The following is a 13,960-nucleotide window of genomic DNA, read 5'->3' as shown; positions in this document are numbered from 1 at the left end:
CGGCCCGCGGCGACACCGCGCCCGGAGTCCTGACGGGACGAACTCCCATGACCTCACCGGCCCTTGCCGCGGCCCTCGCCGACATCGACACCGTGTTCAACGGCTTCGCGAGCCCCACCGAGACCGGCTGCGAGCTGTGTTACGGGCCCGAGGAGATCGCGTATCTGCGCACCCCGTACACGCGCGTGCCCGCCGATCTGGTCCGCCGGTTCGTCTTCGAGAGCCCCGGTCACTTCGAGGACCACCCGGCGGTGATGCGCCGCCTCCTCCCGCAGGCAGCACACGCCATGGCCGACGGCAGCCTGGACGGCATCGGCTGGGCCCGGCACGGCCTGAGCCGCGTCGACTGGCGGGCCTGGCCGACCCGACAGGCCCAAGCCGTCGAGGCGTTCGTGCTCGCCTGGTGGGACGACGCCCTCACGAACCCCGAGCCGCCGTACCCCGTCCACGACGTGTTCGAGACCTGCGCCATGATCCTGGACGACATGACCCCGCTCCTCGACCGCTTCCGGGACGGGCCAGCCGTAGAGGCGCACCTGGTGAGCTGTGCGAAGGACTGGCTGTACCACCTGATCACCGACGGTTCGCCGTGGCTCTGGTGGATCCACGACGACGAGGGATCCGCGGTCGCCGCCCTACAGTCCTGGCTGGCGACCCACGCCCCCGCCCGCCTCCGCGCCAGCGGCGAGCCCGACCTGGCCGTCCAGGCCGAACTCCTCGCCCTGCCCTACGACGAGCGCTGGGCGCACCCGTACTGGACCAGCCCCTCGGACACCAACTGAGCGTTGGAAAGCGCCCGTTGCCCGTCCGGCAGGACCAGCACGTCCTCCAGTCCCACCCTGGTCGCGAGCCCCAGGCGTCCGGCCAGCCGCAGTACCGGCCAGGCTCCGGCGTCCTCGCCGTGCAGCAGCACCGGGCGACCGTGAGCCGGGCCCAGGCCGGCGAGGAGGCGGTGCGCGGCGGTCTCGGCCGCCTCTGTGTCCGTCACCTCCGCGAGCACCCGCAGCACTCTCGGCCCGAGCGGTGACCTCGCGAACCGGGCCGCCGCGTCGGTCCCCGACCAGATACCGGCCTCCACGCCGACCCCGCGCTCGATCAGGGCGGCCGCCACCGACTCGGCACCCGGCTCGTGCCAGTTGACCGAGGCGTGGTCGGGCAGCACGGTCCACTCCCGGACGCGGGCGACCCGGGCCGCGGGGTCCGGCTCGGACCAGGCGCCGGTGGTCACGCCGACCGGGACCGGCACCAGGGCCCGGATCGCCTCCAGCGTCGCCGCGACCACACGCGGCGACAGACTGTCCTGCCCGCACGGTGTCTTGGGATGGACGTGGATGTCCGTCGCGCCGGCCGCGACGGCCTCGGCCGCCGACCGGGCCATGGCCTCGGGCGTCAGCGGTACCGCCGTCCCGTCGGCCGCCCCGCGCGGACCGTTCAGACACACCTGCACCATCACTCGATGATGCCAGTCGGCACCGGCAGTCCCGCCGGGCCCGGCAATACAGGGGGTGCGGCATCCCCGGCGCACCCCCAGCGCGCACCTGCTCTAGGCCGACACCAGCAGCCGTCCGCGCCTGGCGTCCGCCAGGGCCTCCGGGGTGAGCACGGGCCGCGGCACCAGGATCCCGCAGTCCACGCAGACCGGACCCGTCGAGGGTTCGTGGTCCAGTTCGTACTTCCAGACGAGCCGCTCCCCGTCGCACACCGGGCACACCGCGCCCGGCTCGCGCTCCAGCGCGGAGATCAGCCGGCGCAGCACCTCCGCCAGCGGCTCACCGGGGTGCACCCGGGGGTCGTCGCACCACGCGACACCGAACCCGCCCCAGGTCAGCCGATGCCAGTCGTCCACACTGCCCGGCCTGCGCAACCCGTCGTGCTTCTCCTTCTTGCGCCGCTCGGCGAACTCGACCTCGTAGGCCAGCCAGACCGAACGCGCCTCCTCCAGTTCCTCCAGTGCGGCCACGAGCCGCGCTGGGTCGGGGGAGCGGTCCTCGGGACCGAATCCCGCCCGGGAGCACAAATGGTCCCAGGTCGCCCTGTGCCCGTAAGGAGCGAACCTCTCAAGGCACTTGCGCAGTGAGTAGCGCCGAAGCGCCAGATCGCACCGCGGATCTCGCACCTGTCTCGCCAGACTCCGGAAACCGGCCATCGCCCTGCACCTCCGTCACACCTGCACCTGTACTTCGGTCACTTCGGCGTCGTCGTTCGGACTTCGCCGAATAGACGTATCGACAAGCGATTTGGCTCCATCCGATTTCCGATGCCCTCCATAAGCCCACGCATCCCTGTCAAAACTTGACGCATGTTCATCTTCAATCTCGGGGATACCGGCGGTAACGTCCCCGCACACCCCCCGTCGGTTGGAGCTGCCATGCCTCGCCGTAACCCGCGCACCCTCCTTGACAGACTGAGAACTCCCGGCAGACTCTCCGGGTTCCTGAAGTCGGCATCCATATGCGTCCTGGTTGCAGGTCTTTTGTCCCCACTCGCACAGACCTCCGCCACCGCGCAGACCTCGGCCACCGCGACGACCGCGGCAGCGGCCGCCTCCAACGACTACTGCGGCGGCCAGTGTTCCGACATCCTGCCGCCCGGTGAGAACGGCAACGCGACCCTGGCGCAGGTCCTCCTCAACCAGGCCTTCGGCACCCAGCCCGACCACGCGGAGGACCAGCTCGGCCCCTACGCCAACCTGGCCAAGGGCTACCCGAGTCTCACCAATTCCACGATCAACACCTTCTTCAACGACGCCTCCTTCGGGGTCCCCTCCGACCAGGTCGCCTCCACCCTCAGCCCGGCCGGCCGCACCGACGTGACGATCGTCCGCGACAAGAAGACGGGTGTGCCGCACATCACCGGCACCACCAGGTACGGCACCGAGTTCGGCGCGGGCTATGCGGCGGCCCAGGACCGGCTGTGGCTCATGGACGTCTTCCGGCACGTGGGCCGGGGCCAGCTCACCGGCTTCGCGGGCGGCGCCGCCTCCAACCAGGGCCTGGAACAGCAGTTCTGGCGCAACGCCCCCTACAGCGAGGCCGACCTCCAGGCCCAGATCGACAACGCGGTCGCGGCCAACGGCGCCCGGGGCCAGCAGGCGCTCGCCGACGCCAACGCCTATCTCGCCGGCATCAACTCCTACATCGACGCCTCCGACAGCGGCCGCTACTTCCCCGGTGAGTACGTCCTGACCGGACACAAGGACTCGATCACCAACGCGGGCACCATCGACCACTTCAAGCTCACCGACCTGGTCGCGCTGGCCTCCGTCATCGGCGCCCTCTTCGGCTCCGGAGGCGGCGGCGAGGTCAACAACGCGATCTCGCTGCTCGCCGCCCAGCAGCAGTACGGCGTGACGAAGGGCACCGAGGTCTGGGAGTCCTTCCGGGAGCGCAACGACCCCGAGGCGGTCCTCACCGTCCACAACGGCGAGAGCTTCCCCTACGCGACCAAGCCCGCCGACCCGCAGGGCGAGGCGCTGCCCGACGCCGGTTCGGTGAACACCGAGCCGCTGGTCTACGACGCCACGGGCACCGGCGCATCCCAGAGCGCGACGGCCGCCTCCGCCGCGGCCACCGGGAACGCCCTCACCTCCGCCAAGCGCGGCATGTCCAACGCCCTCGTGGTGAGCGGGAAGTACACGGCCAGCGGCCACCCGGTCGCCGTCTTCGGGCCCCAGACCGGCTACTTCGCCCCCCAGCTGCTGATGCTCCAGGAGATCCAGGGCCCGGGCATCAGCGCCCGCGGCGCCTCCTTCGCGGGCCTGAGCATGTACGTCGAACTGGGCCGCGGCCAGGACTACTCGTGGTCCGCCACGACCTCCGGCCAGGACATCATCGACACCTACGCCGTCGAGCTGTGCCAGGACGACTACCACTACCTGTACCACGGCACCTGCACGGCCATGGACAAGATCGAGCAGAAGAACTCCTGGACCCCGACCACGGCCGACGGCACCGCCGCGGGGTCGTACACGATGAGGGTCTGGCGCACGAAGTACGGCCCCGTCGAGTACCGGGCGACCGTCGGCGGCAAGAAGGTCGCCTACACCACCCTGCGCTCCTCCTACATGCACGAGGCCGACTCGATCATCGGCTTCCAGATGCTCAACGACCCCGACTACGTGAAGAGCCCGCAGACCTTCCAGAGCGCGGTGCAGCACATCAACTACACCTTCAACTGGTTCTACGCCGACTCCTCGCACACCGCGTACTACAACAGCGGCGACAACCCGGTGCGCGCCTCCGGCGTCGACGCCGAGTTCCCGGTGTGGGCGCAGGCCGCGTACGAGTGGCGGAACTGGAACCCGACGACCAACACCGCCGACTACACCCCGCCCGCCGCGCACCCCAACTCCATCGACCAGGACTACTACATCTCCTGGAACAACAAGCAGGCCAAGGACTACACCACCGCGCCCTGGGGCGACGGCTCGGTGCACCGCGGCAACCTGCTGGAGGACCGGGTGAAGAAACTGGTCGCCGCGGGCGGGGTCACCAGGGCCTCGCTGGTGAAGGCCATGGCGGACGCGTCCCTGGCCGACCTGCGCGCCGAGGACGTCCTGCCCGACCTGCTCAAGGTGATCAACAGCTCGACGGTCACCGATTCCACGGCCGCCGCCGCGGTGACCAAGCTCCAGACGTGGCTGACGGCCGGCGGCAAGCGCACCGAGACCTCCGCGGGTTCGAAGAAGTACGCCGACGCCGACGCGATCCGCATCCTGGACGCGTGGTGGCCCCTGCTGGCCAAGGGCATCTTCGAACCGGGCCTCGGCACCGCCCTGTACACCGACCTCCAGGCCAACCTGCCCGTCGACGAGTCCCCGTCGGCCGCGCACGGCCCCACCGGCTCCCACGCGGGCAGCTCCTTCCAGTACGGCTGGTGGAGCTACGTCGACAAGGACGTCCGCGCGGTGCTCGGGGAGAACGTGCAGGGCCCGCTGGCGAACAAGTACTGCGGCGGCGGCAGCCTCAGCGCCTGCCGGGACATCCTCATCAGCACCTTGAAGACCGCGTCCGGCAAGACGGCGGCCCAGGTCTACCCGGGCGACAGCCTGTGCTCGGCGGGTGACCAGTGGTGCGCCGACTCGATCGTGCAGCGCACCCTGGGCGGCATCAAGCACTACAACATCAGCTGGCAGAACCGTCCGACCTTCCAGCAGGTGGTGGAGTACACCTCGCACCGGTAACACCGTTGAGAAGTGAACCTGTTGGCGGCGGGTCAGCGGACACGGCCCGCCGCCAGCACCAGCCGGGCCAGCTCGCGGTGGCAGATGTCGTTGTGCGCGCCCGAGGGCGGTCCGCCCCGTCTGACGACGGCCGCCGCGTCGACGTTCACACACCCCTTCGCGGGGAGCCCCGTCGCGAGGGCGTCGGCGAGCTTCAGGGCTTTCGTGCCCGGCACCGCCTGCACCCCGTCGTGCCCCATCGCGCCCCACCGGTCGCCCAGCATCCGGCCGATGCCGAGGTCCGCGACCCCCAGCGCGTCCCCCGCCATCCGCGACGCCAGCGGATACAACGTGCCCAGCGCCGAGTCATGGCTGGAGTAGCAGCACACCAGCGGCCCGTCGACACGGTTCTGCTGCCCCTGGAGCACCCCTCCCGCGCGTGGGTCGTGCGGCAGCCTGGTGGCGAACGCGTAGTGGGAGAAGGCCCCTTGCAGCAGAGTGACCGACTTGACCGTGTGCACCCCCTCCGGCAGCCCGCGCAGCGCGAACGACACCAGCCGGGCGCCGAAGCTGTGCCCGACCAGATGCACCCGCACCCCGGGCGCCCGCTCGGCGAGCTGCCCGATCGCCCGGCCGAGCCCGCGCTCGCCGACGGTGCCCGCGCGCCGCTTCATCGCGTAGTACGTCCCCTGCCGCAGCAGTTCGTGCGCCCCGTCCCACGGGTTCGGGAGCGCGAACCCCCGCACCCCGTCGGGGTCTTCGAGCTGTGCAACGGCCTGCGCGAACTCCTCGCACAGGGTCGCCGTGTCCCCGGCGAGGATCTCCGGCTCGTCCTGCGGCACCCCCTCGGCGAGCGTGTCCGCCGCGAACAGCGCCTGCGGCCCCGGCGGCACGACCTCCACCAGCAGCCGCACCAGCCGCCCGAACTCCGCCAACTCCGCTTCCTCACGAGGCTGTTGATCCAGCAGCTGGGCCAACCGGTCGATCACCGTGGCCCGGCCGGGGAAGGTCTCCAGGAGGGCGTGCCGGGTGTCCTTGTCCAGCACCGGACGTGGCGGCAGCTCGGCGGCCACGGCCCGCGGGAAGTCCGGGATCGGCTCGTCCGAGAACCGCATCGACGGCCATACGACCCCCACGTACCCGAGCCCGGCCGCCGGCGCGAACTCCGGGAACGGGGCGAAGAAATGGCTGTAGAGCCGGGTCGCACCCGAGCGGTCGCTGTTCCAGCCGTGCGCGAAGACGACCAGGTCCCTGACGCCCCGATCCACCACCTCCGCGAGCAGTCGGTCCCGCCGGCCGGAGTCCGGGTCGCCGTCCGCGTCGAACGTCAGCTCCCAGTACGGCGTCACGCTCATCGCCGGATCCACCATCACGCACCCACCTCGTCCCCCGCAGTGGTGCGTATCGTCCTGCTACCAGGTGAAGTTGGCCATACGTCACGGCTCATCCGTAGAGGAGGTAATTCTTTCGAATCCGCCGGAACGCCCTCAGCTCGTCCTGCCAGCCGCCGACGACCTCGTCCGTGCTCGCGCCGGCGTCGATCATCGTGCGGACCCGGGTGGAGCCGGTGAGCTTGTCGATCCAGTTGTCCGGGCGCCAGGCGAAGTCTGACCACGTCCTTCTGGCGGTCACGAGCAGGCCGATGCCGGTGCGGACGGGGTCGTACGCCGGCCTGTCGTGGACGTGGATCTGCACCCCGCCGATCGTCTTCCCCTGGAACTTGGAGAACGTGGGGGCGAAGTAGGCCTCCCTGAAGTGCACGCCGGGCAGGCCCAGTTCGTTCGCGGCGGCGGCCCAGCGGCCGTCCAGGCCCTCCGCGCCGAGGAGTTCGAAGGGGCGGGTGGTGCCGCGGCCCTCGGAGAGGTTCGTACCCTCGAAGAGACAGGTCCCGGAGTAGACGAGCGCCGTGTCCGGGGTGGGCATGTTCGGGCTCGGTGGGACCCAGGGGAGGTCCCAGGCGTCGTAGAACTCCTCGCGCCGCCAGCCGGTCATCAGGACGGTGTCCAGGGCCACCGGGGTGGTGAGGAACTCGGCGTTGAAGAGGCGGGCCAGTTCCGCGACCGTCATGCCGTGCGCCTGGGAGATGGGCTGCCGGCCCACGAAGGTCGCGAACTCCCTGTGCAGGACCGGGCCTTGGGCGCGGCGGCCGGTGACGGGGTTGGGGCGGTCCAGGACGACGAACCGCTTCCCGGCGAGCCGGGCGGCCTCCATGCAGTCGTACAGCGTCCAGATGTAGGTGTAGAAGCGGGCGCCGACGTCCTGGATGTCGAAGACGACCGTGTCCACGGCGGAGGCGGTGAAGATGTCGGCGAGGGCCTGGCCGCTCTTCAGGTAGGTGTCGTAGACGGGCAGGCCGGTCGCGGGGTCGTCGTAGCGGCCCTCGGAACCGCCGGCCTGGGCGGTGCCGCGGAAGCCGTGTTCTGGGCCGAAGACGGCCCCGAGGTTCACTCTTTCGTCTGCGTGCATCACGTCGACGATGTGGTGGACGTCCCGGGTGACGCCGGTGGGGTTGGTGACGATGCCGATGCGCTGGCCGCGGAGTTGTTCGTAGCCGGATGCGGCGAGGTTCTCGAATCCGGTGCGTTTCTTGTGCCGGGCCGCGGAGGACGGTGGGGCGGAGGTGAGTGAAGCTGCTGCCGTTGTCGCTGCGAGGAGAGCTCGTCTGGATAGGCGCATGGGGGGCACGGTATGCGCTCCCGCCGGTTGTGGGGAGGCTGCGGGTGCTTCGTGGCTGGTCGCGCAGTTCCCCGCGCCCTAAAGGGGCGCTCCTGTCACCCTTCCTTCCGACATACCGACCGGTTAGTCTGGCCGGGCAGTCGAGCCGCAGTCGAAGGAGACCGATGGTGGGAGCCTTGCAAGGTGCCGGAGTGGTTGTGACCGGGGCGGGAGGTGGCATCGGGGCTGCGCTGGCCCGGAGGTTCGCTGCGGAAGGGGCTCGGGTCGTCGTCAACGACCTGGACGCCGGGCGGGCCAAGGCCGTCGCCGAGGAGATCGGCGGGATCGTCGTCGCCGGGGACGCCTCCGCCGTGGTCCCCGACGCTCTCGACGCCCTGGACGGGGTGGTCGACGTCTACTGCGCCAACGCCGGTGTCGCCTTCGGCGGGGACCCGCTCGACGAGAGTGCCTGGGCCACCTCCTGGGACGTCAACGTGATGGCCCATGTGCGGGCCGCCAACGCGCTGCTCCCGGGGTGGCTGGAGCGGGGGAGCGGGCGGTTCGTGTCGACCGTGTCCGCGGCCGGGCTGCTGACCATGATCGGGGCGGCTCCCTATGCCGTGACCAAGCACGGGGCGCTCGCCTTCGCCGAGTACCTGTCGCTGACGTACCGGCACCGCGGGATCAAGGTGCACGCGATCTGTCCGCAGGGTGTGCGCACCGACATGCTCGCCGCCACCGGGAGCGCGGGGGACCTGGTGCTGAAGCCGACCGCCGTGGAGCCGGAGGACGTGGCGGAGGCGCTGTTCCGGGGGATCGAGGAGGACCGGTTCCTGATCCTCCCGCATCCGGAGGTCGCCGAGTACTACCAGGCGCGGGCCGCCACGCCCGACCGGTGGCTCGCCGGGATGAACCACCTCCAGCAGAAGTGGGAGGAGCTGCGATGACCGACTCGCTGTACGCGGCCAGGCCGTGGCTCGGGCTGCTGAGCGAAGCCCAGCGCGGTCCGGTCGCGCCCGACGACTCCCTGGTCCACGCGCTGCGGCGGGCCGTCGCCGAGGCGCCGGAGCGGCCCTTCCTCGCCTACTTCGACGGACGGCTGAGCTACCGCGAGGTCGACGAGCTCAGCGACTCCGTCGCCGGGCACCTCGCCGCGCGCGGACTGGAACGCGGGGAGCGGGTGGCGATCCTGCTCCAGAACTCCCCGCTCTTCGTGCTCGCGCTGCTCGGTGCCTGGAAGGCGGGCGCGGTCGTGGTGCCCGTCAACCCCATGTACAAAGCCGGCGAGGTGGGGCATGTGCTGCGGGACGGCGAGGTGGCCGCGCTGATCTGCTCCGACCGGGCCTGGGAGTCGTACCTGCGCGAGACGGCGGCCGGCTCGCCGGTGCGGATCGCGCTCACCGGGTGCGAGCTGGACTTCCAGAGCCGCGGGGACGCGCGCGTGCTCACCTTCGAGCGGCTGCCGCAGGCCGCGGACGCCGATGATCTGGTCGCGGTCGCCCGCGCCGGGCACAAGGCGCCCGAGGGCCGGGACGTCACGCCCGCCGACCTCGCGCTGATCAGCTACACCTCCGGCACCAGCGGCACCCCCAAGGGGGCCACCAACACGCACGGCAACATCATGTACAACGCGGAGCGGCAGCGGACCGGGCTCGCGCTGCCCGACGCGCCCGTCTACTTCGCGCTCGCACCCCTGTTCCACATCACCGGGATGGTCTGCCAGCTCGGGGCGTGTCTGAACAGCGTGGGCACGCTCGTGCTGGCGTACCGCTTCGAGGCGGGCGTGGTCCTGGAGGCGTTCGCCGAGCACCGGCCGCACTACACCGTGGGCCCCTCGACCGCGTTCATGGCCCTGGCCGCCCACCCGGACGTGACCCGCGAGCACTTCTCGTCCTTCGTCAACATCTCCTCCGGCGGGGCCCCGCTGCCGCCCGCCCTGGTGGAGAAGTTCCGGGCCGGCTTCGGGCCGTACATCCGCAACGGCTACGGACTCACCGAGTGCACCGCGCCCTGCGCGTCCGTGCCGCCCCAGCTGGAGGCGCCGGTCGACCCGGTGTCCGGGACGCTCGCGGTGGGCGTGCCGGGTCCCGACACCGTCGTCCGCATCGTCGACGACCAGGGTGCCGAGGTGCCCTTCGGGGAGCAGGGCGAGATCGTCGTACGGGGGCCGCAGGTCGTGCCCGGGTACTGGCGGCGGCCCGACGCCACCGCCGAGACCTTCCCGGACGGCGAACTGCGCACGGGCGACATCGGGTTCATGGACCCGCAGGGCTGGCTCTACGTCGTCGACCGCAAGAAGGACATGATCAACGCGTCCGGCTTCAAGGTGTGGCCGCGCGAGGTCGAGGACGTGCTCTACACGCACCCGGCGGTGCGCGAGGCGGCCGTCGTCGGGGTGCCCGACGGGTACCGCGGGGAGACCGTCAAGGCGTACATCAGCCTCCGTCCGGGTGCCGAAACCGACCCCGGTGCACTCGCCGCCTGGTGCAAGGAGAGACTGGCCGCCTACAAATACCCGCGGCACGTGGAGATACTGACCGACCTGCCCAAGACGGCAAGTGGGAAGATCCTCCGTCGGGAACTGCGTTCCCGACCGCAAGGCAGTGAATGACCTCCAGGAAGGCAGGTGGCGGCACAGTGCCCAGGACGACCGACGGAGACGGTACGCCCGTCCCGCAGCGGCTGCTGGCCGCCGCCACCCGGCTCTTCGCCGAGCAGGGCTACGACCGCACCTCGGTGCAGGAGATCGTCGAGGCGGCCGGCGTCACCAAGGGGGCGCTATACCACTACTTCGGCTCCAAGGACGACCTCCTGCACGAGGTGTACGCGCGCGTGCTGCGCGTGCAGCAGGAGCGCCTCGACGCGCTCGCGGGCACCGACGAGCCGATCGAGAAGCGGCTGCGGGCGGCGGCCGCCGACGTCGTCGTGACCACCATCGAGAACCTCGACGACGCGATGATCTTCTTCCGGTCGATGCACCACCTCAGCCCGGAGAAGAACAAGCAGGTGCGGGCCGAGCGGCGCAAGTACCACGAGCGGTTCCGGGCGCTGATCGAGGAGGGCCAGGCGGCGGGGGTCTTCTCCACGGCTACCCCGGCCGACCTGGTGGTGGACTACCACTTCGGGTCCGTCCACCACCTGTCCACCTGGTACCGCCCGGACGGACCGATGGGCCCGCAGGAGGTGGCCGACCACCTGGCCGACCTGCTGCTGCGGGCCCTGCGGCCCTAGCGGCCCGTCACAGGTACTTCTTCAGCTCCCGCCGGGCCAGTGAGCGCTGGTGCACCTCGTCCGGGCCGTCCGCGATCATCAGGGTGCGGGCGCCGGCGTAGAGCTCGGCCAGGGGGAAGTCCTGGCTGACCCCGCCCGCGCCGTGCAGCTGGATGGCCCGGTCGATGATGTCGACGACCGCGCGGGGCGTGGCGATCTTGATGGACTGGATCTCGGTGTGGGCACCCCGGTTGCCGACGGTGTCCATCAGCCAGGCCGTCTTCAGGACCAGCAGCCGAAGCTGCTCGACGGTCACGCGCGCGTCGGCGATCCAGTTGTGGACCACGCCCTGCTGGGCCAGCGCCTTGCCGAAGGCGGTACGGGACACCGCCCGGCGGCACATCAGCTCGATCGCCCGCTCGGCCATGCCGATCAGCCGCATGCAGTGGTGGATCCGGCCCGGGCCCAGACGGGCCTGGGCGATGGCGAAGCCGCCGCCCTCCTCGCCGATCAGGTTCGAGGCCGGTACGCGCGCGTGGTCGAAGATCACCTCGGCGTGGCCGCCGTGGTAGTGGTCCTCGTAGCCGAAGACCTTCATCGCGCGCTCGACCGTGACGCCGGGGGTGTCCCGCGGGACCAGGATCATCGACTGCTGGCGGCGGATGTCCGTGCCGTCCGGGTCGGTCTTGCCCATCACGATGAAGATCTTGCAGTCCGGGTTCATCGCCCCGGAGATGTACCACTTGCGGCCCGTGACGACGTACTCGTCGCCCTCGCGCTCGATGTACGTGGTGATGTTGGTGGCGTCCGAGGAGGCCACCTCCGGCTCGGTCATCGCGAACGCCGAGCGGATCTCACCGGCCAGCAGCGGTTCCAGCCACTGCTTCTTCTGCCGCTCGTCGCCGAACTGGCTCAGCACCTCCATGTTGCCGGTGTCCGGCGCGGCGCAGTTCAGCGCGGTGGGCGCGAGCTGCGGGGAGCGGCCGGTGATCTCGGCGAGGGGCGCGTACTGGAGGTTGGTGAGCCCCGCGCCGTACTCGGCGTCGGGCAGGAAGAGGTTCCACAGGCCCTGCCTGCGCGCCTCCGCCTTCAGCTCCTCCACCACGGCCGGCGTGTCCCACGGTGAGGCGAGCTCGGCCCGCTGCTCCTCCGCGACGGCCTCGGCGGGGTAGACGTACTCGTCCATGAAGGCGAGCAGCTTGGCGCGCAGTTCCTCGGTGCGTGCGTCGAACGCGAAGTCCATGCGGGTCAGCCTTCCTGGATGCCGTCGTGAAGAGTGGTCAGACCGTGCCGGATGAAGACCGGGACGAGGTCCCCGATGCGGTCGAAGCCCCGGCCGACCGTCTGGCCGAGGGTGTAGCGGTAGTGGATGCCCTCCAGGATCACGGCGAGCTTGAACCACGCGAACGCCGTGTACCAGGACACCGCCGTCACGTCCCGCCCGGAGCGCTCGGCGTAGCGCGCGACCAGCTCGGTGGGGTCCGGGTGGCCGGGGGCCTCCGCGGTCGTGGAGACGGGGGAGTCGGGCATGCCGAGCGGCATGCTGTACATCACCAGCAGACCGAGGTCGGTGAGCGGGTCGCCGAGGGTCGACATCTCCCAGTCGAGGATCGCCTTGATGCGGTCGTCGTCGCCCATCAGGACGTTGTCGAGCCGGTAGTCGCCGTGCACGACCGTGGCCGCGGGGGACTCGGGGAGGTGACGGCCGAGGGCCGCGTGCAGCTCGTCGATGCCGGCCAGGTCGCGGTTGCGGGAGGCGTCCAGCTGCTTGCCCCAGCGGCGCAGCTGGCGGTCCAGGAAGCCCTCGGGGCGCCCGAAGTCCGCGAGGCCGACCTCGGCGGGCTCCACCGCGTGCAGCTCCACGAGGGTGTCGACGAGGGAGAGCACCGCGTCGCGGGTGCGCTCGGGGCCGAGGGGGGCGAGCTGGTCGGCGGTGCGGTACGGGGTGCCCTCGACGAACTCCATGACGTAGAAGGGCGATCCGATGACTTCCTCGTCCTCGCACAGCAGGACCGGCTTCGGGACCGGTACCTCGGTGGGGTGCAGGGCGCTGATGACCCGGTGCTCGCGCTTCATGTCGTGCGCGGTGGCCAGGACATGGCCGAGCGGGGGCCGTCGTACGACCCATCGCGCGCTGCCGTCCGAGACCGCGTAGGTGAGGTTCGACCGTCCGCCCTCGATCAGCCGTCCGGTGAGGGGGCCCTGCACCAGGCCGGGCCGCTCGCGGTCGAGCAGGCCGCGCAGCCGGTCGAGGTCGAGGCCTGGCGGATGGTCGGGGCTCATCGGGGCTCCTTACGCGCGTGAACGGTTGCGACCATCATGCCGACTGGTCGGTATGTCGTCCAGAGGTGGGGGTGAACGTGATCCGGCCCACGATAGGCCGACAGCTCCCTGCGGGGTGCGGCGGGGAGCTGTCGGCGGAGTCTTCCCGCTGTTCTCCGGTTCTCCGGTACTCCGGTTCTCCGGTTCTCCGGTCGGGTCAGTGGTCATCCCAGTGGCCTTCGTGCGCGGCGTGGCGGTGGCCGTCATGGAGGTAGTCGACATGGTCGCCGTGCAGGACGCTCTCGTGTCCGCAGTCCTGGCCGTGCCGGTGCTCGTGACCGTCGTGGGAGACGTGTTCTCCGGCCTCGCACTCGTCCCAGTGGCCGTCGTGCGCGCGGTGCAGGTGCCCGTCGTGCGCGTAGTCGACGTGCCCCTCGTGCGGCACCTCGGTGTGACCGCAGCCGGGGCCGTGGTCGTGGGTGTGGGAGGCGTGCTCGTGGTGGAGGGTGGTCATGATGCGTCCCTTCGGGGTGGCGGGCGATGACGTCGGACAGGGTGCCACGGGAAGGGGGCATATGGGGCGATTCGGGTGGTGTGGCGTGGGGGTGGTGGAGCGTGGGTGGTGGGGGCGTGCGGTTGCGGGGTGGGTGCGGGTGGGTGGGGGCTGGTCGC

12 protein-coding genes are annotated in these 13,960 nt (G+C 70.9%); 5 read left to right on the top strand and 7 right to left on the bottom strand.

The genetic code is table 11. The features are described from left to right. The first annotated feature begins 47 nt into the window (after positions 1–47). Positions 48–782, top strand: coding sequence for a hypothetical protein (locus IF54_RS0124715; RefSeq protein ID WP_030322298.1), 735 nt, complete (start codon positions 48–50; stop codon positions 780–782). Here IF54_RS0124715 and IF54_RS0124710 read toward each other — a convergent pair. After that, on the bottom strand, positions 728–1,450 hold the full coding sequence (locus IF54_RS0124710; RefSeq protein ID WP_030322296.1) for a 3-keto-5-aminohexanoate cleavage protein: 723 nt from the start codon (positions 1,448–1,450) through the stop codon (positions 728–730). The two genes, IF54_RS0124715 and IF54_RS0124710, sit on opposite strands and share 55 nt — an antisense overlap. A 93-nt stretch (positions 1,451–1,543) precedes the next feature. Beyond that, entirely contained in the window at positions 1,544–2,146 is a 603-nt protein-coding gene (locus tag IF54_RS0124705; RefSeq protein ID WP_028809923.1) for a hypothetical protein, read from the bottom strand. 222 nt (positions 2,147–2,368) lie between these two features. On the opposite strand from IF54_RS0124705, the gene IF54_RS0124700 reads away from it, so the two are divergent. Continuing rightward, on the top strand, positions 2,369–5,182 hold the full coding sequence (locus IF54_RS0124700) for a penicillin acylase family protein (protein WP_030322295.1): 2,814 nt from the start codon (positions 2,369–2,371) through the stop codon (positions 5,180–5,182). A gap of 32 nt (positions 5,183–5,214) precedes the next feature. Here the strand turns inward: IF54_RS0124700 and IF54_RS0124695 are convergent, their stop codons facing one another. Both IF54_RS0124695 and IF54_RS0124690 read right to left on the bottom strand, forming a co-directional pair. Beyond that, positions 5,215–6,531 carry a hypothetical protein gene (locus tag IF54_RS0124695; protein WP_030322293.1) on the bottom strand — a complete coding sequence of 439 codons (1,317 nt, stop codon included), beginning with the start codon at positions 6,529–6,531 and terminating at the stop codon, positions 5,215–5,217. Positions 6,532–6,604: 73 nt separating this feature from the next. Beyond that, a complete protein-coding gene (locus IF54_RS0124690; protein ID WP_030322291.1) occupies positions 6,605–7,837 on the bottom strand; it encodes an exo-beta-N-acetylmuramidase NamZ domain-containing protein in 1,233 nt (410 codons plus the stop codon). Between the two features lie 164 nt (positions 7,838–8,001). Between IF54_RS0124690 and IF54_RS0124685 the strand changes: the two genes are divergently transcribed. The 3 genes from IF54_RS0124685 to IF54_RS0124675 are packed head-to-tail and all read left to right on the top strand — an operon-like array spanning position 8,002 to position 11,047. Continuing rightward, positions 8,002–8,763 (top strand): SDR family oxidoreductase, encoded by a 762-nt coding sequence (locus IF54_RS0124685; protein ID WP_030322289.1) that lies wholly within the window; start codon positions 8,002–8,004, stop codon positions 8,761–8,763. Beyond that, a complete protein-coding gene (locus IF54_RS0124680; RefSeq protein WP_030322288.1) occupies positions 8,760–10,427 on the top strand; it encodes a class I adenylate-forming enzyme family protein in 1,668 nt (555 codons plus the stop codon). The genes IF54_RS0124685 and IF54_RS0124680 overlap by 4 nt, the downstream gene beginning before the upstream one ends. A gap of 26 nt (positions 10,428–10,453) precedes the next feature. Next, positions 10,454–11,047, top strand: coding sequence for a TetR/AcrR family transcriptional regulator (locus IF54_RS0124675; protein WP_030322286.1), 594 nt, complete (start codon positions 10,454–10,456; stop codon positions 11,045–11,047). 7 nt (positions 11,048–11,054) lie between these two features. On the opposite strand, the gene IF54_RS0124670 is transcribed toward IF54_RS0124675, so the two are convergent. From IF54_RS0124670 to IF54_RS0124660, 3 genes are all read right to left on the bottom strand, one after another. Continuing rightward, positions 11,055–12,269 carry an acyl-CoA dehydrogenase family protein gene (locus IF54_RS0124670; RefSeq protein ID WP_030322284.1) on the bottom strand — a complete coding sequence of 405 codons (1,215 nt, stop codon included), beginning with the start codon at positions 12,267–12,269 and terminating at the stop codon, positions 11,055–11,057. A gap of 5 nt (positions 12,270–12,274) precedes the next feature. Then, positions 12,275–13,309 (bottom strand): phosphotransferase family protein, encoded by a 1,035-nt coding sequence (locus tag IF54_RS0124665; RefSeq protein ID WP_030322283.1) that lies wholly within the window; start codon positions 13,307–13,309, stop codon positions 12,275–12,277. A 196-nt stretch (positions 13,310–13,505) separates the two neighbouring features. Then, positions 13,506–13,802, bottom strand: a complete 297-nt coding sequence (locus IF54_RS0124660) for a hypothetical protein (protein ID WP_030322281.1) — start codon at positions 13,800–13,802, stop codon at positions 13,506–13,508. Positions 13,803–13,960: the final 158 nt, after the last annotated feature.

The organism is Streptomyces sp. NRRL B-3229 (assembly GCF_000719505.1).
Taxonomy (GTDB): domain Bacteria; phylum Actinomycetota; class Actinomycetes; order Streptomycetales; family Streptomycetaceae; genus Streptomyces; species Streptomyces griseorubiginosus.
The sequence above is the reverse complement of the archived record's forward strand: the minus strand, read 5'-3'. Positions and strand labels throughout refer to the sequence as shown.